Consider the following 25,892-nt stretch of genomic DNA (forward strand, 5'->3'; position numbering starts at 1 on the left):
ATGAATATTTTAGAAATCAAAAACGTATCATACAGTTATTCAAGTTCAAACGAAGAAGTTTTGTCATTAGTTAACAGAGGATTTGAACAAGGAAGATTTTATGCAATAATTGGGAAATCAGGTACTGGTAAGTCAACACTTTTATCTTTATTGGCTGGATTAGATTCACCAGATACAGGTCAAATTTTATTCAAAAACAACAACATCGAAGAAAAAGGACACAGCTATCATAGAAAAAACAATATATCGTTAGTTTTTCAAAACTATAACTTAATAGATTATCTAACTCCTCTTGAAAATATAAGATTAGTAAATAAAAATGCATCAGAAGATATTTTATTGGAATTAGGATTGGATAAAAGTCAAACAAGAAGAAATGTTATGAAACTTTCTGGTGGACAACAACAAAGAGTTGCGATAGCGAGGGCTTTAGTTTCAGAAGCACCAATCATATTGGCAGATGAGCCTACTGGAAACTTGGATGATGTGACTGCTGGTGAAATTATAGATATATTGAAGAAACTTGCAATGGAAAGAAACAAATGCGTAATAGTTGTTACTCATAGTAAAGAAGTAGCAAAAGCAGCAGATATTGTTCTTGAATTAAAAGATAGAAAACTACAAGAAGTAGTTGACAATATTTAGGGAGGAAATTATGATAAAAAACGCATTTGCTTATGTAACTAGAAAAAGTCTCAAATCGATAATTATATTAATTGTAATAATGTTGATGTCAGCTTTAAGTTTGATTAGTTTATCCATCAAAGATGCCACTGACAAAGCTTCAGAAAAAACATTTGGAAATATTACCAACAGTTTTTCAATGGAAATTAACAGACAAGTAAATCCAGGAACACCAAGAGGCGGTGGAAATGTAAAAGGACAAGACATCAAAAAAATCACAGACTCACCTGATATTGAAAGCTATGTAAAAAGAATAAATAGCGTGGCTGATCTGGATGGATTGGATATAATTGAAACACAAGAAACTTTGGCAAACCAATCCCCAGAACGTGCTAAAAATTTTAAAAGCACTGTAATGTTGACTGGAGTTAATGAATCATCCAAGGAAACAAAATTTGTATCTGGAGCATACAAATTGGTAGAAGGTGAACATTTGAAAAATGATGATAAGAATAAAATTCTTATGCACAAAGATTTGGCAGCGAAAAACAATTTGAAAATAGGTGACAAATTAAAACTAAAGTCTAATTTATTTGATGCAGATAATGAAAAACAAGCCAATGAAACAGTAGAAGTTACAATTAAGGGTTTGTTTGATGGACACAATAACGGAGGTGTGAGCGCTGCTCAAGAATTGTACGAAAACACATTGATTACTGATTTGAATACAGCAGCCAAAGTATATGGTAACACCGAAGATACAGCTGTCTATCAAGATGCAACATTCTTCGTAAAAGGTAACAAAAAACTAGAAGATGTCATGAAAAATCTTTCCAAACTAGATATCAATTGGCAAGAATATAATTTAATAAAAAGTTCATCAAACTATCCAGCATTACAAGAATCAATCAGTGGAATATATGCAATAGCCGATAAATTATTTGTAGGATCACTTGCATTTGCAGGATTAGTAGTAGCTTTACTGTTATTCTTATGGATGAATGCAAGGAAAAAAGAGATTGCAGTATTGTTGTCGATAGGAATGTCGAAAGCGAAAATATTCGGACAATTTGTCACAGAATTATTGTTAGTTGCTGTACCAGCGTATATAGGATCATTCTTCTTGGCTAGATTTGCAGGAGATAAAATTGGAAATAATATACTACAAAAAGTTACAGGAAATATCGCAGAAAAAATCGCGAAGCAATCAGCGTCAACTGGACTTGGTAGCGGTGCTGAAGTTGATGGATTCAATAAAACATTGACAAGCCTAGACATTAGCATTTCGTCAAAAACCTTGATATATGTAGTAATATTCATGACAATAGTGTTGTTAATATCATTGATTATTTCATCAACAAATATTCTTAGGAAAAATCCAAAAGATTTATTAATAGATACTAAGTAAAATTATCGGGGCATATGCCCCGATAATTTTGTAATTAAAATAAATATTGTATAATAAAATAAAAGAGAGGAATAAATTATGAATTTACTTGTAGTAGAAGATGACAAAATGATACGTGAAGGGATTTGTGAATTTTTGTCTGAATTTGGATACAAAACATATCAAGCAGAAGACGGAAAACAAGCCATATCCATATTTGAAAATAACGAAATCAACTTAGCTATATTAGACATTCAACTTCCATACATAAATGGACTTGAAGTTCTCAAAAAAATCAGAGAAACAAGTGATATTCCAGCTATAATGTTGACTGCATTCAGTGATGAAGAATATAAAATCAACGCATTCACAAGCTTAGCAGATGGCTACATTGAGAAGCCATTCTCACTTCCTGTTCTCAAAGTTAGAATAGAATCTTTAATTAAAAAACATTATGGAAATAATGAAACATTTAATTACAAAAATACCGAAGTTAACTTCACAAGCTACACTGCAAAAATAAATGGTGAAAAAGTTGATATAAATGCCAAAGAACTAGAAATACTCAAATATATGATAGAAAATGAAGGTCAAGCACTCACGAGAATGCAAATAATCGATAGTGTATGGAAAGAAACCGACGAAATACCATTTGACAGAGTAATTGATGTTTACATAAAAGAATTACGTAAAAAATTGCAACTAGATTGCATAGTAACCATCCGAAACGTTGGTTATAAATTGGAGAGAAAATGAAAAATTTAAAAATATTTCCGAAAATGTTCCTGCAAATATTTACAGCGTTAGCATTTACAGTTTTGTTCATACATTTTATGGTGTTTTTAATATTTCCTAAAACATATTTGGAAGATAGAAAACAAGAGATAAATAAAAAAGCAAATGAAATATCCAAGACATTAACAAATAAAGATATAGGATATGTTACACAGTCTTTGGATTTTTATTCTAATAACAACGATATTAAAGCTTACGTTAAAAATCAAAACAACGACAACGAATTACAAATCAAAGAAATCATCGATTTTGACAAAAAAAGTGAAAACAATTCACTTATAATTGAAGAACGAGATATTACAATCAACACTGGAGAAAAAATCTCACTTCAATTCGTATCAACAGCTGATATGAAAAAAGATGCCAAGAATTTGAGTCTAAGATTTCTTCCGTTTTCGCTTTTAATTTCTATGTTTTTCTCAGCAATCATTTCATTAATTTATGCTAAGTTAATCAACAATAATATACAAGAGATAAAACATATTACTGACAAAATGATGAATAGGGACAAAAACGCACTACTTGAAGTAGATTCTACCAATGAGATTGGACAGTTAAAATTGCAAATCAATGATTTGTACACTACATTGTTACATTCCATTGACGATTTGGAATCAAAAAACGAAGAAATTATCAAACTTGAAGAACTAAAATATGACTTTTTTAGAGGAGCATCACACGAACTAAAAACCCCTGTAGCTAGTCTCAAAATAATTTTGGAAAATATGAAGTACAACATAGGAAAATACAAAAACAGAGATTTGTATATTGACGAATCTCTTAAAATAATTGATGGATTGTCACATAGTATTTCACAAATACTTACATTGTCCTCCATTGAAAAATTGAAAAATGACGAAGAAAATGTAGCGATTTTACCAATATTAAATGATATAATTAATAAGCAGGAAGTAATTGCAAATCAAAAACACATCACAATCGACAATCAGATCACAGATGAAACGATTTTTATTGGTAAATCAGCACTTAAAATAATACTATCTAATGTGATTGGAAACGCTGTAAAATACACTGATGAATATGGGACAATTACTATCAAATCAGATGGAGAATGGTTTGAAGTAATTAATACTTGCGCAAAGGCAAGCGAATTAGATACCACTAAAGTGTTTGATGTGAATTGTGATTTGAACAAAGAAAACAGCAATGGACTTGGGTTGTATATCGTGGGAAATTTATTAAATAATTACAAAATCGATGCAATCATTGAAACACAAGAAGAAAACGTAACATTCAAAATCAAGTTATAAAGGAGAATAAAATGTATATTTTAGAATTGAATCAAAATGGACAAGCAACAGAATTAGCGTTATTTGACACAATTGAAGAAGGAAGAGAATTCATCAAGAAAACAAACTGCTACGAAATCACAGAGGAAGATGGATTTGTATATGAATATATCATTCCTGAAAAATTAGGTGAATACGTTGAACTAGAATACAATGGAAATATAATTCCAATGACCAAATTCATGTTTACAGAACAAGGAAAAGCAGAAATTTTCTGGAAAGAAATTCCGAATCTATCAGAAAAAGGAAATGGAATAGTAGATAGTTCTACGAGAGTAGACGCTTATGTAATAACTAACAAAGATGTGAAAACATATATTGAAGCAAGAGAAAAATCCTACAGCGAAGTAAAAAAATACTTGGAAGAAAAAGGATATGAAGTAGACAGATTATATTTTGGTTCAGAAGATGGAGAAGCAATAGTCTACAGAAAAAACGAAAAAGACGAATGGCACTTCTTAACACACATGGATCCATCATTTTTTGAAGACAAAACACCACAAGAAATAATCGACGAGATAGAAGAAGATTTAAATTAAATAGAATAAAATAGCATAGCTCTTCTTAAAGAAAATAAGAAGAGCTTTTTAATTTTTATATAATCCTTGACAAAATAATAAAAACACTCTAAAATGATAATGCAAATAATTTGCATTAATAAATTATTATTTGGAGGGTTTATGAAAAAAATTTATAGAATATTATTATTAGCTCTTATGATTGGTGTGGCATCAGGATGTACTAGACAAAACAATGATGTTAACAATCAAAAGGTTCAAGAACAAAAAGAAAAAAGTGATGACAAATCAACTGAAAAGTCAGATTCAAAGAAATTATATGTTAGTTTTTATCCGATTGAATATATGGCAAAAGAAATCGCTAAGGATAAAATTGAAGTGGTAAATGTTATGCCAAAAGGCGCTACAGTTCATGATTGGGAACCAACTGCACAAGATATTAAAAATTTATCTGATTCAAAGATGCTTATTGTTAACGGTCTTGGATTGGAAGGTTGGTTAGAAGATGTTAAATCTAGTTTAAAAAACACGGAAATAGTTGATTCATCTACAAATATTGATAAGATTAAAGCTGAAGAAGACCACGACCACGACCATGAAGAACACGACCACGACCATGACCACGAAGAAAAAGGTCACGATCATGATCACGAAGAAAAAGAACACGGACATGATCATGAACATCATCACCACGGTGAATTTGATCCACATGTTTGGATGAGTCCAAAACAAGCTAGAATTCAAATGAAAAATGTGTATGAAGCTATTATTAAATTTGACTCTGAAAACAAAGATTTCTATGAAAAGAATTACAAAGAATTAGATAAAAAGTTTGAAGAATTAGACAAAAAATACGCTGAAGTTTTGGCACCACAAAAGGACAAATATTTCATCGTGCCACATGAAGCTTTTGGATATTTAGCTAGAGATTATGAAATAAAACAAGTACCTATTGAGGGTATTAATTCAGATTCAGAACCTGATTTAAATAAGATGAAAGAATTGACTAATTTCGCAAAATCACATAAGATAAATACAGTATTTTATGAAATGGGAGAAAGCGATAAGATTGCAAATTCTTTGGCTAAGGAAATCAACGCAAAAACTGCTGGTTTGTCCACGATAGAAGCTAAGACTCAAGATATCGAAGATGGAAAGGACAATTATTTTTCATTGTTAGAGAAAAACTTGGATGCAATCTCACAAGCAAAATAATATGAATAGTATAATTAGTGTAGAAAATTTGAATTTTTCGTATAGAAACGAAAAACTATTAAGGGATATAAATTTTAATATCGAAAAGGGAGATTTCGTAGGGATAACCGGAGCTAATGGCTCCGGTAAATCTACGTTATTGAAACTTATTTTAGGATTTCTGAAAGCAGATAGTGGTGAGATTAAATTTGCCGGAGGAAGGGACAATTTTAGTTTTGGATATGTTCCTCAAAATAATCACGAAAAGAGCATTTCTTTTCCTATTACTGCATGGGAAATCGTGGCTATGAATGTAAGCGATGATGAGAATATGAAAGCTAATGAAAAAATCGAAAACGCGTTGTCTATTGTAGAAATGAAAGATAAGAAAAATTACGACTACAATAAGATGAGCGGTGGAGAACAGGAAAGAGTCATGATTGCAAAGGCGTTGGCTAACGATCCACAAATTTTGATTTTTGACGAACCTACTGCAGGACTAGATCAACGAAGCAAGGAAAATCTGTTTGATTTGTTGAAGCATTTGAATATTCATCATAATATAACGATTCTGGTGGTTACTCATGAGCTGGATTTTACTAAAGATTATTTTAACAGGATTTTTAGATTGGATAATGAATTTGTTGAGGTGAAACATGTTTGAGATGTTTTCTTATGATTTTATGAGAAGAGCTTTTATCGTGGGGATACTAGTGTCAATTATTGTTCCTTTGATAGGAACCTTTGTCGTTAACAAGAAAAACTCCATGGTAGGAGATGCTTTGAGTCACAGTTCCTTAGCTGGTGTTGCCTTGGGACTTATTTTTGGAATAAATCCTGTTATAGCGGCGATTTTCGTATGCGTGATTGCAGCTTTTGGAATAGAAATCATCAGAAAAAACTTTGCCAAGAGTTCTGATTTGTCAACTGCGATTGTGATGAGTAGCGGTATTGGACTTGCGGCGATCTTGTCAGATTTTGTTCCTGGCGCTGCGAATTTTCAATCATTTATGTTTGGATCTATTGTAGCTATTCCAGATATTGAATTGTACACAGTAATTATTGTGAGTTTTATTGTTATTGTGACTTATGTGCTGTTGTACAAAAAATTAGTGTATATTATCTTTGATGAAGATGGAGCTAGATTGTCTAATATCAACGTAGGACTTATCAATAAAATATTTACTTTTTTGATAGCTATCACTGTTGCTATTGCGTCTAGAACTGTCGGTGCACTTATGGTTTCAAGCTTGATGGTTATTCCTGTGTCTTGTGCAATAATGGTATCTCATTCTTTTAAAAGAACTGTGATTAATTCGTCTTTATTTGGAGTATTGTTTACGATTATCGGTATCAATATGTCTTATTATTTTCAATTAAAACCAGGTGGCTCAATTGTGTTGACAGGACTTTTAGTTCTGATAATTTTGATGATAGTAAATAAATTTAGAAAAAATAATTAACTGTAAACACTGCATTATGAATTGTGAATTAATTTATTTTGTGGTGTTTTTTGGTGTATAAAACGTTGTAATTTGCAATTTTTACAAGTATAATAAAAAGATAGGAGGCGATAGCATGAACAAAATGATTAAAAAAATAATGATATTAACATTGGGAACATTAATACTTACTTTTGGCTTTTTCTTTTTTATAATGCCTTTTAATTTAACTATTGGTGGAATTTCTGGTATTGCGATGAGTTTGAACGCTTTTGTTCCACAAATCCCAACGGGTATTTTTGTTATGATTATGGATACTATTTTGTATATTATAGCGTTTATAATTTTGGGAAAAAGTTTTGGGGTTTTGTCGATATATTGTTCTTTTATTTTTGCAAGTTCAACGACACTATTGGAAATTTTGCTACCAAATTTTAAACCTTTGACTGATGATATTTTGATTAATTTGATTTTTGGAATTATTATTTCCGCTGCTGGTATGGCATTGGTTATCAACCAAGGTGCATCGACTGGCGGTACGGATATTATCGCTATGATAATCAGAAAATATTTTTCAATTGATGTGGGTAAGTGTATGCTTGTAGCAGACTTTTTCGTTGTGTTACTTGGTATGTATACTTTCGGAACAAAAAGTGGAATGTATGCTATGCTTGGAATTTTCATAAACTCAATTGTCATTGACAAAGCTATCGCTGGTCTAAATACAAGGGTAAATATGATGATAACAAGCGATAAATACAAGGAAATTAACGCTTATATTATAGATCAAATTTCAAGAGGATCCACAATTTATAAAGCAGTTGGTGGTTTTTCTGATAATGAAAAATTTGTTATTAATACGATTGTTTCAAGAGGAGAGTATATTAAGATTAAAAACTACGTGAAATCTATTGATCCTAAAGCATTCGTATGTATTTCGTATGTCAGTGAAGTGGTTGGTGAAGGATTTACTTACGATCCAGTGGATAATCCAGAGCTTGAAATACTTCCTGGTGGAATGAGTTAGAATGGAGAAGAAATGTATAAATTAGGACAAAGAGAGAATTTAAAAATTGATAAGATAAATACGGAAGTTTTGTTGAAAAAAGACAACGAAAATAATTTTGTTAGAATGAATGTAGACGAACTTTCTGGAGAAAAAGTTGGCGATGTTGTAGATGTATTCATTTACAATGACAATAAAAAACTAATGGCAACGAAGAAGCAACCTAAGATTGAATTGGGTAAGATTGCAAGACTAGAAGTAAAAGATATTACTAGAATTGGTGCTTTCTTAGATTGTGGCTTAGATAAGGATATTTTGTTGCCATTTAAGGAACAAACTTCAAAATTGGTAAAAGGTCAAAAATATTTAGTGTATTTGTATATTGATAAGTCGAACAGATTGGCACTTACTATGAGAATTAAAAATTTATTGAAAAACGACAGCAACTATGTTAAGAACGATTGGGTAGAAGGCGTTATATACAACATAGTGGACGGTCTAGGAGCTTTTGTAGCTGTAGACAATAAATACGAAGGACTTATTCCTGCAAGTGAATTAACGGGCGTTGTAGACCTTGGAGAAGAAGTCAAATGTAGAGTTACAGATGTGAAGTCTGATGGAAAATTAGATTTGTCATTTTTTGAACCTGCATATAAGCATATCTCATCAGATGCTGATGTTATTATGGAAGAACTTAAAAACTCAGATGGATTTATTAATTTTAACGATAAAACAGACGCCAATAGAATTAAATCGGTATTTAATATGTCAAAATCCAGTTTCAAAAGAGCTGTTGGAAGACTATTAAAAGAAAATATGATACAATTTTATAAAGACGGAATAAAATTAACTAGTAAAGGGAGAGGTAATAATGGAAGACAACAAAGATAAAATATTAGCAGTAGTAAATGGTGAAGAAATTAAACAATCAGAAGTTGATAATTTTATTCAAGCTTTAGGTTATAGAGGAGCACAATTCAATAATGAAGAAGGAAGAAAAAGATTAACTGATGAATTAATCAATAGAAAACTTTTATTCTTTGATGCTAAGAAATCTGGCTTAGATAAAGATGAAATATATGTAAAAGAAGTTAAAAAACAATCCGAAGAATTGTTGAAGGATTTTGCTATGGCTAACATAATCAATTCAGTTAGGGTATCAGATGAAGATTTGAAGGAATATTATGAAAACCACAAAGATAATTTCAAAGTTCAACCAACATTCACAGCTTCTCACATTTTAGTTGAATCTGAAGATTTGGCTAATGAAATTAAAGAAAAAATCGATAACGATGGTGATTTTGCACAATTAGCAAAAGAGTATTCTACATGTCCATCAAAAGAACAAGGTGGAGATTTGGGAACTTTCCAACAAGGTCAAATGGTTAAGGAATTTGAAAATGCTTTGATTGAAAATGAAATCGGAGATATCGTAGGACCTGTTAAAACACAATTCGGTTATCACATTATTAATATTAAAGATAAAACTGAAGGAAAAGTAAAATCTTTTGAAGAAGCTAAGAATGAAGTTAAACAAACACTATTACAATTGAGACAACAACAAGCATATATAGACGCTACAGACAAATTACAAAAAGAATACAAAATCGAAAAATTTTATTAATAACAAATGGAGAAGTTAAATGAATAATCTTAAGAAGAAGATAGTAGCTTTATGTCTAACATTTAGTATGGTATTTAGTACAGGCACTGCTGTATTTGCGAAGGAACAAGATGATAATGCAAGTCCTAAAAAAGTAGAATCAACTATGAATAGAATTGAAGGTCGAGATAGATTTGCCGTCGCAAATAAAGTGATGGAAGATTATTATCAAAACTCTAAAAAAGTCGTGCTTGTATCAGCGATAAAATTTCCCGACAACATCAGTTCTACTGTAATGAGTCAAGGACAAATCCCTATATTATACACTTATTCAGATAAATTAGACGCATCTACTGAAAAACTTTTAAAATCAAAAGATTTGGACGAAGTCATAATTATTGGTGGAGAAAAATCTGTTAGTAAGGATGTTCAAAATCACATAGAAAATGATTTGAAAATCAAAGTTGTTAGATATGCTGGATACGACAGATATGCAGTTAATGCTAAAATAGTTTCTGAAAAGTTCTCTAGCAAAAGTGCTGAAAAACAAAACTTGGTTGTAGCTAGTGGAGAAGTATTTGCAGATGCTATTAACGCTACGTCTTTAGCACAAAAACACAATGCACCAATATTATTAGTATCAAAAAACAAGATTTCTAGCGACACAAAAGATTATTTACAATCTTTCTATAAAGGAAATATAGGTAAAATTTTTGTAGTCGGTGGACAAAATACAGTTTCTGATAAAGTTGTTCAAGAAATCAAAGCTATTACTAATGTTAAGCCACAAAGAATATTTGGATCTAACAGATATATGACATCTGTAAGAGTTGCAAACGCAAGTTTTACTGCACCAACTAAAGCGATATTTGCTAGTGGTGAAGTTTTTGTAGATGCATTGGTAGCGGCACCACTTTCACAAAAGCTAAAAGCGCCAATACTCTTGGTTTCAAAATCATCCATTACAAGTGATGTAAAATCATATATTGGTAGCAATTCTTTTGAAGAAATGTATATTGTAGGTGGAAAGAACACAGTATCAGAAAAAGTAAAAGATTTGATTTTGGATAACAAATCAGACGAAACTGTTACAACTGATCCGAAGTATCCTGGCAAGAAAGTTATTCGTAGAAAACCATTACCAGGATTAGAAAATGAACAAGAATTTCCAGTTCAAATCAGTGACGATACAATTGTAATGGTACGTGGTCATTACGATGACGAAATGGCAGATGAAATACTAAGACTTTTGAATCAATATCGCAAAGAAAATGGACTAAAAGCATTAAAACAAGATAATTCATTATCACCAGTTGCAAAAACAAGGGCAACTGAAATTGTTCATTTATTTGAACACGTTAGACCAAGAGGTGGCTTGGTAACAGATATTTCTAACATCAATGGAGAAAATATCTATAATGGCCCATACACTGCAAGTGGTGCAATGGAAGCTTGGAAGAATTCTCCAGGACACAACGAAAATATGTTGAGAGAAGTGTTCACAAGAGTTAAAATAAAAGTATTCGTTACAAAAGCATATTACGAAGATTCTGATCAAACTTATGACAGATATTACGCAGTTCAAATATTTGGAATTTGATATCAGATTTTATCTAAAATTATGTGATGATATAATATTGACAAGAAATCAAAATATAAACTAAAAGAAATATTTGATTTTTGAAATTTAATAAAAAATATACGAGATTCATAATATGACCCTAACACAATATTTGTAGATTATTATAAGATTGGGGGCAGTATGAGTCTCTTTTTTTACATTAAAAATAGTGGGAAATTACGGCAGTTTGATAAAATATTATGATATTAGTGATTTTATATACGTTATTAAAATAAAATAAAACCAAGAATATAACAAAATTTAAATAAATCTGTTAAAAATCTATTGAATTACTTGCTCTTTTTTAAATTGTATTGTAAAATAATTTGGGTTTAAAATGCAATATGTATTTTACATATAAAACAACATAAAATAAGGAGTGATTTAAAGAAAATGAGTAAAACTGAAAAGAAAAAACTAGGATTAATACCAAAATTATTAATCGCGATTGGATTAGGTACTTTAGCTGGTTTGTATATGCCTCAATGGTTCGTGAAGACTGCTGTAACATTCTCATCAATGTTCGGCGCATTTCTAAACTTTGTTATTCCACTTATGATTATTGCTTTTGTAACAAAGGGAATTGCTGATCTTGGAGAGGGAGCTGGACAATTATTATTAGTAACTGTTGTAATTGCTTATGCATCTACTCTTATTGGTGGGTCATTATCATATGTTATGAGTTCAAATGTATTCCCAGCATTTATAAGTCCAGACCAAGTTTCTAAGATTCAAGCCTCAACTAAGATAGGCATGGATCCGTTTTTTGAAATTCCAATCAAACCATTTTTTGATGTAACTTCATCAATTATTTTCGCATTTATGATGGGAATTTCAATATCATGGTTAAGAAAACACGGTGAAGGAGAATATTGCTACAATTTAATCTCAGAATTTAATGACATAATCACAAAAGTATTGTCAACTGCAATTGTACCATTGTTACCTTTCTTTATTTTTGGTAATTTCTCAAAAATGGCATTCACTGGATCTGTATTTGCAGTTCTTTCAATTTTCTGGAAGATATTCTTATGTGTAATTGCACTTCACTTAATATATGTTTCTGTATTATTTATAATAAGTGGTACTTACACGAAGAAAAATCCTGTAAAGTTAATCAGAAATCAAGTAAAAGGATTTTTAACAGCAATAGGAACTCAATCATCTGTTGCGACAATTCCAGTAAACTTGGAATGTGCTAAGCAAAATTCAGTAAGTAAAAGTATTAGAGATTTTGTAATTCCATTGGGAGCTACCGTTCATATGCCAGGTTCAATGATTACAATTACAGCTTGTACTTTTACAATTTTAACAATGTATGGAATGGGACATTCTTATTTACTAATGTTAAAATATATGGCAATTCTTGGGATAGCTATGGTTGCTGCTCCAGGAGCTCCAGGTGGAGCAATAATGAGTGCATTGCCATTTTTGCCAGTAGTTGGAATTCCATCTGAAGGTGAACTTGCATCATTGTTGATGACACTTTATTTGACACAGGATTCATTTGGAACTGCTGCAAATATTTCTGGAGATACTGCTATTTCAGTGGCTATCGATAAAATATTTAACAGACATATTGTAAAAAATGATGAGTATAAAGACGGTTTCAATGAAAAAGTAATAAATGAAGAAGATTTATAATAAAAAAATTTGGCTAGGCTCTGTGAGCCTAGTTTTTGTTTAGAAAATTTTTTTGATTTTTTTGATAATGAATACGAATTATTATTTATTGAATTAAATACACAGATGATATATAATGTTAAAGTAAAACATATGTTCAAGGGGTGAGTTATGGAATTTAAATTACATTCAAAATTCAAGCCAACAGGTGATCAACCACAAGCGATTGATAAACTTGCAAATGGTTTAGAAAATGGAAAAAATCATCAAATTTTAAAAGGAGTTACTGGTTCAGGTAAAACTTTTACGATGGCGAATATTATTCAAAAAGTTCAAAGACCGACTTTGGTTATAGCTCACAACAAAACTTTGGCATATCAATTGGCTAGTGAGTTTAGAGAATTTTTTCCAGAAAATGCGGTTGAATTTTTCGTTTCTTATTACGATTATTATCAACCAGAAGCATACGTGGTTCAATCAGATACTTATATTGAAAAAGATTCAAGCATCAATGAAGAATTGGACAAGCTTCGCCACAGTGCTACGATGAGTTTATTCGAAAGAAGAGATGTAATTATAGTTTCTTCTGTATCTTGTATTTACGGTTTGGGAGATCCTATTGATTACGAAAATTTGGTTATATCTTTGCGTCCAGGAATGGAAAAAGATAGAACTGAAGTTATGAAAAAATTAATTGACATTCAATACGTTAGAAATGACATTAATTTTACCAGAGGAACTTTCAGAGTAAGAGGAGATAGCTTGGATATTTTCCCAGCATCCAGTGGAGAAAAAAGCGTTAGAATTGAATTTTTTGGCGATGAAATAGATAGAATTACTGAAATTGATGCTTTGACTGGAGAAATTGTAGGTGAAAGAAATCACGTTGCGATTTATCCTGCAAGTCACTATGCAACGACTCAGAAAAAAGTCGAAAAAGCTATCGTAACTATTGAAGAAGAATTAGAAGATAGATTAAAATACTTTAAAGACCATAATAAACTATTGGAAGCTCAAAGACTAGAGCAAAGAACTAGATACGATATAGAAATGTTAAAAGAAATGGGATTTTGTACAGGAATAGAAAACTATTCAAGACATATGTCTCAGAGAAAGCCTGGTAGCAGACCTTACACTCTTATCGACTATTTCCCAAAAGATTTCGTGACAATGATTGATGAATCACACGTTACTGTTCCACAAATCGGAGGAATGTACGAAGGAGATAGGTCCAGAAAAACTAGCTTGGTTGATTATGGTTTCAGATTGCCATCTGCATTGGACAATCGTCCTTTGAAATTCAACGAATTTGAATCGATGATGAATCAAGTAATATATGTGTCGGCAACTCCAGGAAAGTATGAAAAAGCAAAAACTAATGAAGTGGTTGAACAAATTATTAGACCTACGGGATTATTAGATCCAAAAATTGAGGTTCGTCCTACTAAAGGACAAATCGACGATTTGGTTAGTGAAATCAATAAAACTATTGAAAAAGGTGAACGTGTTCTTATCACAACTCTTACTAAAAAGATGAGTGAAGATTTGACGCGTTATCTTGAAGATTTGGATATAAAAGTAACTTATTTGCATTCAGATATTGATACAATTGAAAGAATGGAAATTATAAGAGATTTGAGAGAAGGAAAATATGATGTACTTGTAGGAATTAACCTTCTGAGAGAGGGATTGGATTTACCAGAAGTTTCTCTGATTGCAATTTTGGATGCTGATAAGGAAGGTTTCCTACGTTCAGAGACTTCTCTTATACAAACTATAGGTAGAGCTGCTAGAAACTCAAATGGTCACGTTATAATGTACGGTGATACGATTACTAGGTCGATGGATGTGGCTATCACAGAAACTAATAGGCGTAGAGAAATACAAGAAGAATACAACGAAGAACACAACATTATTCCAACTACTATTAATAAATCTGTTAGAAAAAGAATCCAAAATACTTTTGTTGCAGAAGAAAATGAAAGTTATGATGTTAATAAAGTTACGGAATTTTCAAAGGACGAAATAGAAGTTATTATTGAAAATTTGAACACAGAAATGTTAAAAGCTGCAGAAGAATTGGATTTCGAGAGAGCTGCTACACTTAGAGATCAAATCAGGAATTTGAAAAACACTTACTAAAGGAGCAAAATGAGCAAAGATAAAATTGTTATAAAAGGTGCTAAGGAGAATAATCTAAAAAATGTGGACCTTACCATTCCTAGGAATAAAATGGTCGTGTTCACTGGATTGAGTGGGTCAGGTAAATCTTCTTTGGCATTTGACACTATATATGCGGAAGGACAACGAAGATATGTAGAATCTTTGAGTTCTTACGCACGCCAATTTTTAGGGCAAATGGATAAACCAGATGTAGAATACATTGAAGGATTGTCGCCTTCGATTTCTATAGACCAAAAAACAACTAACAATAACCCACGTTCAACAGTGGGAACTGTTACAGAAATATACGATTATTTTAGACTACTTTTCGCAAGAGTTGGAACTGCTTATTGTCCTGTTTGCGGGAAAGAAATTGTTAGCCAAACTGTCGACCAAATTGTAGACAGTGTGAAAGAATTAGAGGAACGTTCCAGAATTCAGATTTTAAGTCCCGTAGTAAAAGGCAAAAAAGGTGAATTCAAGAAACTTCTTCAAAATTTGAGGAAAGATGGATTCATAAGAGCGATTGTGGATGGTGAGCAAGTTGAATTAGCAGAAGATATCGAACTTGATAAAAACAAAAAACACGATATTGATGTAATTGTCGACAGAATTATAATTAAAGATGGAATTGATTCAAGGCTTACAGATTCCATAGAAACAGCTCTTAGATTGTCTGAAAATAATGTAAAAGTTGATGTAATTGGCAAAGATGTAATTTCTTATAGTACATCAATGAGCTGTCCAGACGGACATATTTCTTACCAAGAATTAGAGCCAAGAGATTTTTCGTTCAATAATCCGTTTGGAATGTGCACTCATTGTAATGGACTTGGTTTTCATAAAAAAGTTGATGAAGATTTGGTAATTCCAAATAAAGAGTTGTCGATTTTACAAGGCGCAATAGATCCTTATCAATCTTCGAAACCAGGTGGATATTATTTCGAAATAATAAAAGCAATCGCAGATTCTTATGACTTTCCATTGGACAAACCAATTAAGGATGCTCCAAAGAAAATGATAAATGAAATCTTGAATGGATCAAAGAAAAATCTTTCATTTATTTTCGATAGTCATTTTTCTGGAAGAAAAAAATTCAACGGTAAATTTGAAGGAGTTTTGAAAAACTTAGAAGAAAGATACAACAGAAGCGCGACAGATTCTATGCATCAAAAAATTGGTGAGTATATGACTGACGTTGAATGCGATTATTGTCATGGAGCTAGATTAAAAGATGAGTATTTGTCAGTTCGCATAAATGAAAAAAATATTTATGAAATTTGTCAAATGCCTGTAAAAGATTCTCTTCAATGGTTCAAAGATTTGGAATTGGAAGAGTCCAAGAAATTTATTGGAGATGAAATATTGAAGGAAATTATCAGCAGACTTCAATTTTTGAACGATGTTGGGCTTGATTATTTAACTTTGGATAGATCTGCTTCTACTTTATCAGGTGGAGAATCTCAGAGAATTAGATTGGCAACACAAATTGGATCTGCATTGGTAGGCGTTGTGTATGTATTAGATGAACCTTCAATCGGACTTCACCAAAGAGATAATGACAAATTGATTAAAGCGCTTAGAAATTTGACGGATATTGGAAATACTTTGGTTGTAGTTGAACACGATGAAGATACGATGAAAGAATGCGATTATCTTGTTGACATCGGACCGGGAGCTGGTGTTCATGGAGGCGAAATCGTAGCTTGTGGAACTATTGATGATATTATCAAAGAAAAAAGATCCATTACAGGTAAGTATTTGTCAGGGGAACTATCAATTCCCGTTCCTGAACAAAGACGAAAACCAAATGGATATTTGGAATTTAAAGGTTGCAAAGAAAATAACCTTAAAAACATAAATGCGAAATTTGCACTTTCATGCTTCAACTGTGTTACAGGTGTTTCAGGATCTGGAAAGTCTTCATTGGTTAACGAAATTGTCTACAAGAAATTAGCCAGAGATTTGAATAATGCTAAGATGAAAAATGGTAAATTCAAATCGGCTACTGGAATTGAAAATTTGGATAAAGTTGTACAAATAGATCAATCTCCGATTGGTAGAACGCCTAGAAGTAATCCAGCGACTTATACAAAAGTATTTGATTTGATAAGAGATTTGTTTGCGTCAACACCTGAAGCAAATATGAGAGGATATCAAAAAGGAAGATTCTCATTTAACGTAAAGGGTGGAAGGTGTGAAGCTTGTAAAGGCGACGGAACTTTAAAAGTAGAAATGCACTTTTTACCAGATGTTTATGTTCCATGTGATGTTTGTAAAGGAAAAAGATACAACAGAGAAACTTTGCAAGTAAAATACAAAGGCAAAAATATCGCCGACGTGTTAGATATGACAATTGATGAAGCGTTAGAATTTTTCAGAAACTTCCCTCCTATAAAAAATAAATTGCAAACTTTACAAGATGTAGGTTTGGGCTATATTAAATTAGGACAATCTTCAACGGAATTATCCGGTGGAGAAGCTCAAAGAGTAAAACTAGCCAGTGAATTATCTAAAAAAAGTACAGGAAAAACTGTGTATATTTTAGATGAGCCAACCACGGGTCTTCATTCAGCAGATATTGACAAATTAGTTGAAGTATTGCAAAGACTTGTTGATCAAGGAAATACCGTTATTGTTATAGAACACAATCTTGATGTTATTAAGGTTTCTGATTATATTATAGATTTAGGACCTGAAGGAGGAAATGGTGGAGGACAAGTGATCTTCCAAGGAACTCCTGAAAAATTAATTAGTAAGAAAAATTCTTATACTGGTCAATATTTGGCTCCAAAATTGAATCGTTAAATTTTTGTAATAATCACCTTCTGATTTTTAGTGTATAATAAAAGTTAAGAAGGTGATTTTTATGTACAATATTATGGTTGTCGACGACGAAAAAGACATAGTAAAAGCCATAGAAATATATTTAAAAACAGATAATTACAATGTGTTGAAAGCCTATAATGGTTACGATGCGTTAGAATTAATGGAAAAGAATAAAATAGATTTATTTTTGGTAGATATAATGATGGAAGGAATGGACGGCTTAGAACTAACACAAAAAATAAGAGAAGTATCAAATGCACCAATCATAATTTTGTCTGCAAAAAGCGAATTGAATGATAAGGTTATGGGATTGAATTTGGGTGCTGATGATTATATTACTAAACCTTTCGATGCTGTAGAATTATTGGCTAGGATAAAATCATGTTTGAGAAGATTGGAACTTAGCAAGGACAATTCTCTAAATGGAAATGTATTTTCAGCTGGAAGATTGACAATCAACGACGATAAAAAAGAAGTATTGATTGATGGTGAAGAAATAAAGTTAACTCCTTATGAGTATGGAATAATTTTACTTTTATTGAAAAACAAGGGAATAGTATTTACATCAGAAGAAATATATGAAAATGTGTGGGAAGCTCCACCTTATGATGTAAAAAAAATAGTTTCAGTCCACATATCAAGACTCAGAGAAAAAGTTGAAATCAATCCTAGAAGACCTGATTTGATTAAATCTGTATATGGAATGGGATATAAGATAGAGGACATTTAATGATAAATTGGATTAAAAAAAGTTTTCGTTCTATCGATGGTTATGTTGAAAAACAACTGGTAGATTTACTATTGTATTTTAGTTTTGGCTTCATTCTTGTATTCACTGTATCATTTTTTATTGAAAATATAATTAATGTATATAATTTTTCTGTTGCCATAACGTTGATATATGCGATAATTGCTTTTTTCTATTCAATGGTCAAGGTAGTAAGGACCATTTACAAAAAGAAAAAGAATGCTTTTTTAATATATCAATTTATAAGTAATTTCAAAGGTAAATACTACAATATTTATGTTGAGTCATTATTAACTTTTATATTTTTAATGTATACAATGGCGACGATTATGGTCACAAACAGGAATTTGTTTGGAATTGTATTTATCGGTGCAATTTTAGCGAAAATTTACATATCAATTTTGATTAATAATCTGGGCAAAATACTGCTTAACAAAAAAGTGGAGGCTATGTATTCTGGAAAAGATATTGATGTGTTCATAGATGATGAAATTTTCAAAGATTCTGTATATCTTATAAACCATTTGCATGATTCGGTTATCAACACGATGCAAGATAAAATTAATTCAGAAAAAATGAAAACGGAACTAATCACAAATATTTCACATGATATCAAAACGCCTTTAACTTCGATTATAAATTACGTAGATTTGCTGAATCACGAAACTGATGAATCAGAAAAGAAAAGATATATAGAAATTCTAGAATATAATGCTAAAAGATTGAAAACAATGGTAATAGATTTGATTTATGCTTCTAAAACTGGAACGGGAAATATTGATATTGAAATGGAAGTTGTAGAATTAAATGAATTAGTATTACAAGTTTACGGTCAATTTGATTCTGATTTCAATAAGATGGGATTGGAATTCGAATATAATGATAAAAGGAAAACTGTTTTGATGATGACGGATGGTGCAAAGTTATCTCGTGTAATCGAAAATATTTTCAGTAATATTGTGAAGTATTCCAAACCCAACACAAAAGTTTACGGAGAATGTGATGTAGTCAATGACAATATTATCCTCAAATTCTCTAATATATCCAAGAATAAAATTGAGGTTAGTGCAGAAGACTTGATGGGTCAATTTGTAAGAGGGGAAAGGTCTCGCCATTCTGAAGGTAGTGGACTTGGTTTGTATATTGCGAAAAATTTGATAGAGTTGCTCGGGGGAACAAGTAAAATATCAATTGATGAAGATAGATTTGTTTATGAGATTAATTTTAAAGTTACTAGAAAGAAAAAGATAGATAAATAAGAAAAAGGTTAATTTTGGAAAATTCCAAAATTAACCTTTTTTTAATTATTTCTATCATTTGACGAATCACGGTCACGATTACGTTTACGATCTCGGTCTCTATTATTTCTATTGTTTTCTTTGTCGTCGTCTTTCTTATCGTTATCTTTTTCGTCCTTGTCGTCTTTGTCCTCGTCATCTTTGTCTTCATCTTTTTTATCATTAGGTTTTAAAATATTAAAGATTGTTCTATTAGAATAACCAGGCATACTGTATTTCCAGTCTTTAGGAATAATGTTGTTATGTTCTGATGGTTTGTATGGAGGATCTCTTTTTATGAAAACTCCCCATCCTAATTCCCAAGGTGGAGTATTATCTGTAGCTAATTTTCCATCTACAACGTCAATTCTTCTAGATTCATACAAATCAGAAACTTCTGTAGGTTCTGTACCTGCTTTGTAGATTTCTTCTTTTACAATTCCACGAGGATCTCTCCAACTGTATTTGCTTGGCAATTTATTTGCCAAAGTATCGACCTTAATTCTTACGATACCGTCTGGTTCCTCAAATTTAATTGGAATTTTATCTTCCAAAGTATATCTGTTGACTGCGCTCCAGATTTGTACAACTTTTTTCTGACTAATTTGAGTCATTTTCAATTGTTGATTGTCAAAACCTAACCATGTACTAATTGTATAGTATGGGCTCATTCCGACAAACCATACGTCTTGGTAGTCGTTTGTAGTACCAGTTTTTCCACCGATATCAAAGCCATCTAACCTAGCGTATTTTGAATAGTTGTAATCTGTAGAAGTTCTGAGTATATCTCTCATAATGTATGCGATTTGAGGACTCACAACTTCATTTTGTTTTTGAGGATTTTCGATTATAACTTTTCCTAAACTGTCAGTAACTTTTGTGAATGAAATAGGTTCTCTGTATTGTCCGCTATTATTGATAGCGTTGTATGCACCTGCCATCTCTACAGGTGTAAATCCTTTAGTTAATGAACCAAGTGCCATTGCCGATGTGTTTTCATCATTTTCTGAAGTGTTTTCAGCTGCACTTATATAGTTATCGGCTTTAGGATTTTTTGCATTAATCAATCCGAATTTTTCTAAATATGTTTTTGATTTTTCAATACCAATATCTTCCAAAACTTTTACGGCAGTTACGTTGATTGAGTTTTCCACTGCATGTCTAAGTGAAACTAAACCTTCATAGCCTTCGTACCAGTTTTGTGGCCATAATTCGTGCTTTTCATTGTAGTGAGGTAAATCATCCAAGCCTGATGCAGGGGAATATCCATTGTCCAATGCTGGAGTATATACACCTAAAGGTTTCATACTAGAACCAACTTGTCTAGTAATATCAGATGCTCTGTTAGTAGTATCTTTATTATCTGAATATCTTCCACCAACCAATGCTTTGATTTGTCCAGTTGTTTTATCTACAACAACACTTGATGATTGTGGCTGTTTAATTCCATCTTCATTTATAGTGTAGAAATCTTTAGCAAAAATCAAATTGTCGTTGTTGTCGTATTTGATTAAATTAGGATTTTCTTTTATATATTGGCTTGAGATTGTGATGTTACCTTCACCATCTGTATTCAAATTCTTACTACCAATATTGATTGAAGATATTTTATGAGTTACCAAATTATTACTATCGTTTACTGAGTAATAATCTTTCAAATCCAAATAGTTTCCGTATTGTTTTACTTTAATAGATTTTGAATAATTAAAAGTAACAGAACCATCTGGGTTTTTAGTATATTGCTCTGGTGAAATAAAGAATTCATCGTTGTCATTGATTATATTTTTCTTTCTAAAATAAATGACTTCATTTAATGCGTTCGTAATATTTCTACCATCATCGCTTGACCATTTTAACAAATTTGCTGATGAACCATCTGCAATTATATCATCGACTTTTTTATCATATAATTTTTCCAAATTACTTTGCATATTCATATCAACACATGAATATATCTTTAATCCACCATTGATAAGTTTACTTTTTGCTTCTTGTTGTGAATACCCTTTTTCGATAAGTTTTGCAATAACTTGTTCGTAGATAATATCTGAATAATAGTTAGACAAGTTATCTACGTTTTTAATTCCAGGCTTAATATTAGCTGCGATATTTTCTTGAAGAGCTTTGTCGTATTCTTCTTTGGTGATTTTGTTGTTATCTAGCATTTTTTTAAGAACGTAATCTCTTCTGTCGATAGTTTGTTGATTGTAGACAGCTTTGTATGTTTCACCGTTTAAAGTAACTTCACCGACGATTTTTGATTGGTCTTTTACTTGACCTGGTTCAATCGCCTTGTATAATGCTAAGTTAGTTGGACTCTTCACAATTCCTGCAAGTGTAGCACATTCAGATAAAGTTAGTTCATCGATGTTTTTCTTGAAGTAAATTTCAGAAGCTGCTTGAACTCCGTAGGCATTTTGTCCCAAGAAAACAGTATTCATATATGTTTCCAAAAGTTTTTCTCTGCCTAGATAGTTTGTTAATTCCATTGCCAAATAAGCTTCTTTGAATTTTCTGTCAAATGATCTTTCATTAGTTAAGTACAAATTACGAGCCAATTGTTGAGCTAGAGTACTTGCTCCACGTTTCATAGAACCAGATTTTAAATTATCAAAAATAGCTGATGTGATACCGATAGGATCCACACCATTGTGTTTGTAAAATCTTTCGTCTTCTACAGATGTGAAAGCATCCATCATATGTTGTGGTATTTTATCTAATTTAACAACCTCTCTATATTCAGTGGTTTTGATTTTTTCGATTAAATTTCCATCCTGATCCAAAATTTCTGATGTCTGATTCATCATATTATTTATTTCTTCGGGATTAACCTTTGGAGCTAATTGCATAGCGCGTACTCCGGCTACTCCAATTAATCCACCTACAAATGCAAATATACAAATCAAACATAATATTAAAATTTTTATGGATTTCAATATTATATTTTTATCTTTATTCATAAATTCCTCCATAAAATGTATATACACTATTATACCACAAAGTATAGATTCAACATATATTCCTAGAAATACGATGAACATTTTACTTAACGAGAGATTATTATATAATATAAATAAAGGAGCAACAATGAAAGAAAAAACAATTTTAGTTTATTTTGAATTTAAAAACAAAAAAATAAACGATGATGATATAAAAGAAATGGAAAGTTTGATTGAATCTTCTGGTGGTGAAGTCTGCGCAATTTCAGAAGTTCGAAAAAATTCCATCGATTCGAAATATTTTATTGGTAAAGGAAAATGTCTGGAGATAAAAGACGCTGCAGAAAAATTGGACGTAACAACTTTGATATTTAATGTAGAATTATCTGGTTCAAATATTAAAAACTTGGAAGATATAACTGGGCTTAAAATAGTCGACAAAACAAATTTAATTTTAGATATATTTGCAAGCAGAGCGAAAACAAAACAAAGTGTGCTTCAAGTTGAACTTGCAGAATACAAATACAGACTTCCAAGATTGATTGGATTTAGAGACCACTTATCCAGAACTGGTGGTGGAATTGGAACTAGAGGACCTGGGGAAACAAAACTTGAAGTAGACAGAAGAACTATCCAAAAGAAAATTGACAATATCAAGTGCGAATTAAAAAATATCGATAAAAGTCAAGAAAATATGAGAAAACAAAGACTAAAATCAGATATAAAAATGGTGAGTATGGTTGGATACACAAATGCAGGCAAATCTACTTTGTCCAACAAATTGGTGAATTTCTACAAAGATAAGTACAAGGAAGAGTTTGAAACAGAGGATTTGCTATTTAAAACATTGGATACTACTTTAAGAAAATGTACATTGCCGAATAAAAAACAATACCTCGTAATAGATACTGTTGGATTTATTAAAGATATTTCAACATATTTAATCGAAGCTTTTAAATCAACATTATTGGATTTGAAACATTCAGATTTGATATTATTTGTTTTGGATTCTTCAAGTTCCGATTTGGACAATCAAATAACTACAACAATGGACATATTAAAGGAACTAAAAGTATTGGACAAACCAATGATTACGGTATTTAATAAATCTGACAAAAATCCTAACGTGATTTTTCCTTATAATTTGGAAAATAAAATTAAGATATCAGCTTTTAACGACGAAGACATCAAAAAGTTATTATACAAAATTCAAGAAGAATTATATGGCAATTACAAATGTGTTAAAATGAGATTTGACTACGATCATCAGGACGTTCTAAACACAATTTTACAAAATTTTAAATGTGAAGATGTGTCATATAACAATGAAGATGTTAGCCTTGTGGTTGAAATCTCTGAGTCTGAAATAGAAAAATATGAGGAATTTATATATGAAAAATTATAAAAGTATTCACAAAAGCGTACCTTTTTCTTTTGTAATCAACAAATCAGAATTTATCGGAAATTGTAAGTTCGTGGAATCAGAAGAAGAGGCTTTGGAATTTGTGGATAGTATAAAATCGAAATATAGTGACGCAACTCACAATTGCTCTGCATATATCATTGGAGAGGACAAATTAATTCAGAGATTTGATGACGACGGTGAGCCTTCTCAAACAGCAGGGATTCCAATTCTTGAAGTAATTAAAAAAGAAGATTTGACTAATGTTTGTGTAGTTGTTACAAGATACTACGGCGGAATTAAACTTGGAGCTGGTGGTCTTATAAGAGCATACACAAAAGCTTCTAGTGAGTGTTTGAATGAGTCGGTTATTGTAGATAAGAAAATATTTAGAAATTTTCAGATGGAATTTGATTACACCAATGTTGGAAGTATTGAAAATTTTTTGATGAATAATGATATTTACGTAGCTAACAAGCAATATTTAGAAAAAGTGGTTTTTGATATTTTATTAGATGAAGATAAATACGAAGAAATAGAAAATAAGTTAATTGATTTAACAAGCGATAACATAAAGTTTACAATGATTGAATTTACTTACCAATCATCATTAAATGGTAAGTTAATATTTTAAAATGATGTAAATTGTGATAAAATTTGAGGGTGGATTAAAATGAATTACGCAAAATTATGTGAAGATATAACAAAATGGATAAAAGAAGAAGTCGAATCAGCTAATTTAAAAGGAGCGGTTTTTGGAATTAGCGGCGGAATCGACAGCGCTGTATTAGCGTGTTTGTGCAAAAAAGCTTTTGGAGATAACGCGTTAGGTTTGATTATGCCTATAAAAAGCAATCCTAAAGATGAAGAAGATGCTAGAATATTAGCAGGAGCGATTGATTTGAATTTTAAAAAAGTCGATTTGAATGATGGTTTTGATACATTAATACAAACTTTTGAAAAAACTTCTGTAGAAATGGCAGTATCAAATATTAAGCCAAGGCTTAGAATGTTGACGTTGTACTATTATGCTCAAAATAATGGTTATATGGTATTATCTGGATCAAATCGTTCCGAATTTATGACTGGATATTTTACAAAATACGGAGACAGTGGAGCTGATCTTATGCCACTTTTGAATTTGTATAAAACAGATATTTTCGAAATGGCAAAAGTTTTGGGCGTTCCAGATGTAATTATTAATAAAAAACCTAGTGCTGGTTTGTGGGAAGGTCAAACCGATGAAGATGAGTTTGGGTTTACTTACGAAGAACTAGATAATTATTTGATGAATAATTCTGAAACTAAGTCTAAAGATTTGATTGATAAAAAGATAAGACAAAGCGAGCACAAAAGAAAATTTGCGAAATCATTTGAGTTCGATAGAAATAAATATTAAGGATGTGATTTT

21 protein-coding genes are annotated in these 25,892 nt (G+C 31.2%); 20 read left to right on the forward strand and 1 reads right to left on the reverse strand.

Annotated elements, in window-relative coordinates; all coding sequences use genetic code 11:
- The 17 genes from GKF99_RS02110 (at nt 1) to GKF99_RS02190 (ending at nt 20,122) form a co-directional block, all read left to right on the forward strand.
- Nucleotides 1-645 carry an ABC transporter ATP-binding protein gene (locus GKF99_RS02110; protein ID WP_094207262.1) on the forward strand — a complete coding sequence of 215 codons (645 nt, stop codon included), beginning with the start codon at nt 1-3 and terminating at the stop codon, nt 643-645.
- 10 nt (nt 646-655) lie between these two features.
- Nucleotides 656-2,032, forward strand: coding sequence for an ABC transporter permease (locus tag GKF99_RS02115; RefSeq protein ID WP_154272570.1), 1,377 nt, complete (start codon nt 656-658; stop codon nt 2,030-2,032).
- Nucleotides 2,033-2,110: 78 nt separating this feature from the next.
- Nucleotides 2,111-2,767, forward strand: coding sequence for a response regulator transcription factor (locus GKF99_RS02120; RefSeq protein ID WP_094203785.1), 657 nt, complete (start codon nt 2,111-2,113; stop codon nt 2,765-2,767).
- Nucleotides 2,764-4,077, forward strand: a complete 1,314-nt coding sequence (locus GKF99_RS02125; RefSeq protein WP_154272571.1) for a HAMP domain-containing sensor histidine kinase — start codon at nt 2,764-2,766, stop codon at nt 4,075-4,077. Before GKF99_RS02120 ends, GKF99_RS02125 begins: the two co-directional genes overlap by 4 nt.
- Before the next feature lie 11 nt (nt 4,078-4,088).
- A complete protein-coding gene (locus GKF99_RS02130; protein WP_154272572.1) occupies nt 4,089-4,655 on the forward strand; it encodes a hypothetical protein in 567 nt (188 codons plus the stop codon).
- A gap of 141 nt (nt 4,656-4,796) precedes the next feature.
- Nucleotides 4,797-5,849 carry a zinc ABC transporter substrate-binding protein gene (locus tag GKF99_RS02135; protein ID WP_094224800.1) on the forward strand — a complete coding sequence of 351 codons (1,053 nt, stop codon included), beginning with the start codon at nt 4,797-4,799 and terminating at the stop codon, nt 5,847-5,849.
- A gap of 1 nt (nt 5,850) precedes the next feature.
- Nucleotides 5,851-6,492: a metal ABC transporter ATP-binding protein gene (locus GKF99_RS02140; RefSeq protein WP_094207285.1), complete on the forward strand. Its 642-nt coding sequence runs from the start codon at nt 5,851-5,853 to the stop codon at nt 6,490-6,492.
- Nucleotides 6,485-7,291: a metal ABC transporter permease gene (locus GKF99_RS02145; RefSeq protein ID WP_094207257.1), complete on the forward strand. Its 807-nt coding sequence runs from the start codon at nt 6,485-6,487 to the stop codon at nt 7,289-7,291. Before GKF99_RS02140 ends, GKF99_RS02145 begins: the two co-directional genes overlap by 8 nt.
- 115 nt (nt 7,292-7,406) lie before the next feature.
- Nucleotides 7,407-8,297, forward strand: a complete 891-nt coding sequence (locus GKF99_RS02150) for a YitT family protein (protein ID WP_094207256.1) — start codon at nt 7,407-7,409, stop codon at nt 8,295-8,297.
- Between the two features lie 12 nt (nt 8,298-8,309).
- Nucleotides 8,310-9,167: a S1-like domain-containing RNA-binding protein gene (locus GKF99_RS02155; RefSeq protein WP_094207255.1), complete on the forward strand. Its 858-nt coding sequence runs from the start codon at nt 8,310-8,312 to the stop codon at nt 9,165-9,167.
- Nucleotides 9,148-9,900 (forward strand): peptidylprolyl isomerase, encoded by a 753-nt coding sequence (locus tag GKF99_RS02160; RefSeq protein WP_094208716.1) that lies wholly within the window; start codon nt 9,148-9,150, stop codon nt 9,898-9,900. Before GKF99_RS02155 ends, GKF99_RS02160 begins: the two co-directional genes overlap by 20 nt.
- Before the next feature lie 19 nt (nt 9,901-9,919).
- Entirely contained in the window at nt 9,920-11,479 is a 1,560-nt protein-coding gene (locus tag GKF99_RS02165) for a cell wall-binding repeat-containing protein (protein WP_154272573.1), read from the forward strand.
- Between the two features lie 414 nt (nt 11,480-11,893).
- Nucleotides 11,894-13,144, forward strand: coding sequence for a dicarboxylate/amino acid:cation symporter (locus GKF99_RS02170; RefSeq protein ID WP_154272574.1), 1,251 nt, complete (start codon nt 11,894-11,896; stop codon nt 13,142-13,144).
- 150 nt (nt 13,145-13,294) lie between these two features.
- Nucleotides 13,295-15,265, forward strand: coding sequence for an excinuclease ABC subunit UvrB (uvrB, locus tag GKF99_RS02175; RefSeq protein WP_094205807.1), 1,971 nt, complete (start codon nt 13,295-13,297; stop codon nt 15,263-15,265).
- Between the two features lie 9 nt (nt 15,266-15,274).
- Complete coding sequence (gene uvrA, locus GKF99_RS02180) at nt 15,275-18,094, forward strand: excinuclease ABC subunit UvrA (RefSeq protein WP_154272575.1); 2,820 nt, start codon at nt 15,275-15,277, stop codon at nt 18,092-18,094.
- 61 nt (nt 18,095-18,155) lie between these two features.
- Nucleotides 18,156-18,845, forward strand: a complete 690-nt coding sequence (locus GKF99_RS02185; protein WP_002836609.1) for a response regulator transcription factor — start codon at nt 18,156-18,158, stop codon at nt 18,843-18,845.
- Nucleotides 18,845-20,122 carry a HAMP domain-containing sensor histidine kinase gene (locus tag GKF99_RS02190; protein WP_154272576.1) on the forward strand — a complete coding sequence of 426 codons (1,278 nt, stop codon included), beginning with the start codon at nt 18,845-18,847 and terminating at the stop codon, nt 20,120-20,122. The genes GKF99_RS02185 and GKF99_RS02190 overlap by 1 nt, the downstream gene beginning before the upstream one ends.
- A 41-nt stretch (nt 20,123-20,163) precedes the next feature.
- Here GKF99_RS02190 and GKF99_RS02195 read toward each other — a convergent pair whose 3' ends face one another.
- The gene (locus GKF99_RS02195; protein ID WP_154272577.1) at nt 20,164-23,100 is read right to left on the reverse strand and encodes a transglycosylase domain-containing protein; all 2,937 of its coding nucleotides are present in this window, start codon (nt 23,098-23,100) and stop codon (nt 20,164-20,166) included.
- A gap of 127 nt (nt 23,101-23,227) precedes the next feature.
- Between GKF99_RS02195 and hflX the strand changes: the two genes are divergently transcribed.
- From hflX to nadE, 3 genes are read left to right on the forward strand one after another with little or no spacing between them, the layout of a single operon-like run.
- The gene (gene hflX / locus GKF99_RS02200) at nt 23,228-24,484 is read left to right on the forward strand and encodes a GTPase HflX (protein ID WP_154272578.1); all 1,257 of its coding nucleotides are present in this window, start codon (nt 23,228-23,230) and stop codon (nt 24,482-24,484) included.
- Nucleotides 24,471-25,115: a YigZ family protein gene (locus GKF99_RS02205; protein WP_154272579.1), complete on the forward strand. Its 645-nt coding sequence runs from the start codon at nt 24,471-24,473 to the stop codon at nt 25,113-25,115. Before hflX ends, GKF99_RS02205 begins: the two co-directional genes overlap by 14 nt.
- A gap of 39 nt (nt 25,116-25,154) precedes the next feature.
- On the forward strand, nt 25,155-25,880 hold the full coding sequence (gene nadE, locus GKF99_RS02210; protein ID WP_154272580.1) for an NAD(+) synthase: 726 nt from the start codon (nt 25,155-25,157) through the stop codon (nt 25,878-25,880).
- Nucleotides 25,881-25,892: the final 12 nt, after the last annotated feature.

Origin of the sequence: Finegoldia sp. BIOML-A2 (genome assembly GCF_009678315.1) — a bacterium.
GTDB classification, from domain to species: Bacteria; Bacillota; Clostridia; order Tissierellales; family Peptoniphilaceae; genus Finegoldia; species Finegoldia magna.

What these genes read in the sequence shown, in the direction of transcription:
- GKF99_RS02195 (WP_154272577.1), bottom strand. Translation starts at nt 23,100, where the DNA reads ATGAATAAAGATAAAAATATAATATTGAAATCCATAAAAATTTTAATA.
- GKF99_RS02190 (WP_154272576.1), top strand. Translation starts at nt 18,845, where the DNA reads ATGATAAATTGGATTAAAAAAAGTTTTCGTTCTATCGATGGTTATGTT.
- GKF99_RS02205 (WP_154272579.1), top strand. Translation starts at nt 24,471, where the DNA reads ATGAAAAATTATAAAAGTATTCACAAAAGCGTACCTTTTTCTTTTGTA.
- GKF99_RS02140 (WP_094207285.1), top strand. Translation starts at nt 5,851, where the DNA reads ATGAATAGTATAATTAGTGTAGAAAATTTGAATTTTTCGTATAGAAAC.
- GKF99_RS02145 (WP_094207257.1), top strand. Translation starts at nt 6,485, where the DNA reads ATGTTTGAGATGTTTTCTTATGATTTTATGAGAAGAGCTTTTATCGTG.
- uvrB (WP_094205807.1), top strand. Translation starts at nt 13,295, where the DNA reads ATGGAATTTAAATTACATTCAAAATTCAAGCCAACAGGTGATCAACCA.
- GKF99_RS02135 (WP_094224800.1), top strand. Translation starts at nt 4,797, where the DNA reads ATGAAAAAAATTTATAGAATATTATTATTAGCTCTTATGATTGGTGTG.
- GKF99_RS02125 (WP_154272571.1), top strand. Translation starts at nt 2,764, where the DNA reads ATGAAAAATTTAAAAATATTTCCGAAAATGTTCCTGCAAATATTTACA.
- GKF99_RS02110 (WP_094207262.1), top strand. Translation starts at nt 1, where the DNA reads ATGAATATTTTAGAAATCAAAAACGTATCATACAGTTATTCAAGTTCA.
- GKF99_RS02130 (WP_154272572.1), top strand. Translation starts at nt 4,089, where the DNA reads ATGTATATTTTAGAATTGAATCAAAATGGACAAGCAACAGAATTAGCG.
- GKF99_RS02115 (WP_154272570.1), top strand. Translation starts at nt 656, where the DNA reads ATGATAAAAAACGCATTTGCTTATGTAACTAGAAAAAGTCTCAAATCG.
- hflX (WP_154272578.1), top strand. Translation starts at nt 23,228, where the DNA reads ATGAAAGAAAAAACAATTTTAGTTTATTTTGAATTTAAAAACAAAAAA.
- GKF99_RS02165 (WP_154272573.1), top strand. Translation starts at nt 9,920, where the DNA reads ATGAATAATCTTAAGAAGAAGATAGTAGCTTTATGTCTAACATTTAGT.
- GKF99_RS02185 (WP_002836609.1), top strand. Translation starts at nt 18,156, where the DNA reads ATGTACAATATTATGGTTGTCGACGACGAAAAAGACATAGTAAAAGCC.
- nadE (WP_154272580.1), top strand. Translation starts at nt 25,155, where the DNA reads ATGAATTACGCAAAATTATGTGAAGATATAACAAAATGGATAAAAGAA.
- GKF99_RS02160 (WP_094208716.1), top strand. Translation starts at nt 9,148, where the DNA reads ATGGAAGACAACAAAGATAAAATATTAGCAGTAGTAAATGGTGAAGAA.
- GKF99_RS02170 (WP_154272574.1), top strand. Translation starts at nt 11,894, where the DNA reads ATGAGTAAAACTGAAAAGAAAAAACTAGGATTAATACCAAAATTATTA.
- GKF99_RS02120 (WP_094203785.1), top strand. Translation starts at nt 2,111, where the DNA reads ATGAATTTACTTGTAGTAGAAGATGACAAAATGATACGTGAAGGGATT.
- uvrA (WP_154272575.1), top strand. Translation starts at nt 15,275, where the DNA reads ATGAGCAAAGATAAAATTGTTATAAAAGGTGCTAAGGAGAATAATCTA.
- GKF99_RS02155 (WP_094207255.1), top strand. Translation starts at nt 8,310, where the DNA reads ATGTATAAATTAGGACAAAGAGAGAATTTAAAAATTGATAAGATAAAT.
- GKF99_RS02150 (WP_094207256.1), top strand. Translation starts at nt 7,407, where the DNA reads ATGAACAAAATGATTAAAAAAATAATGATATTAACATTGGGAACATTA.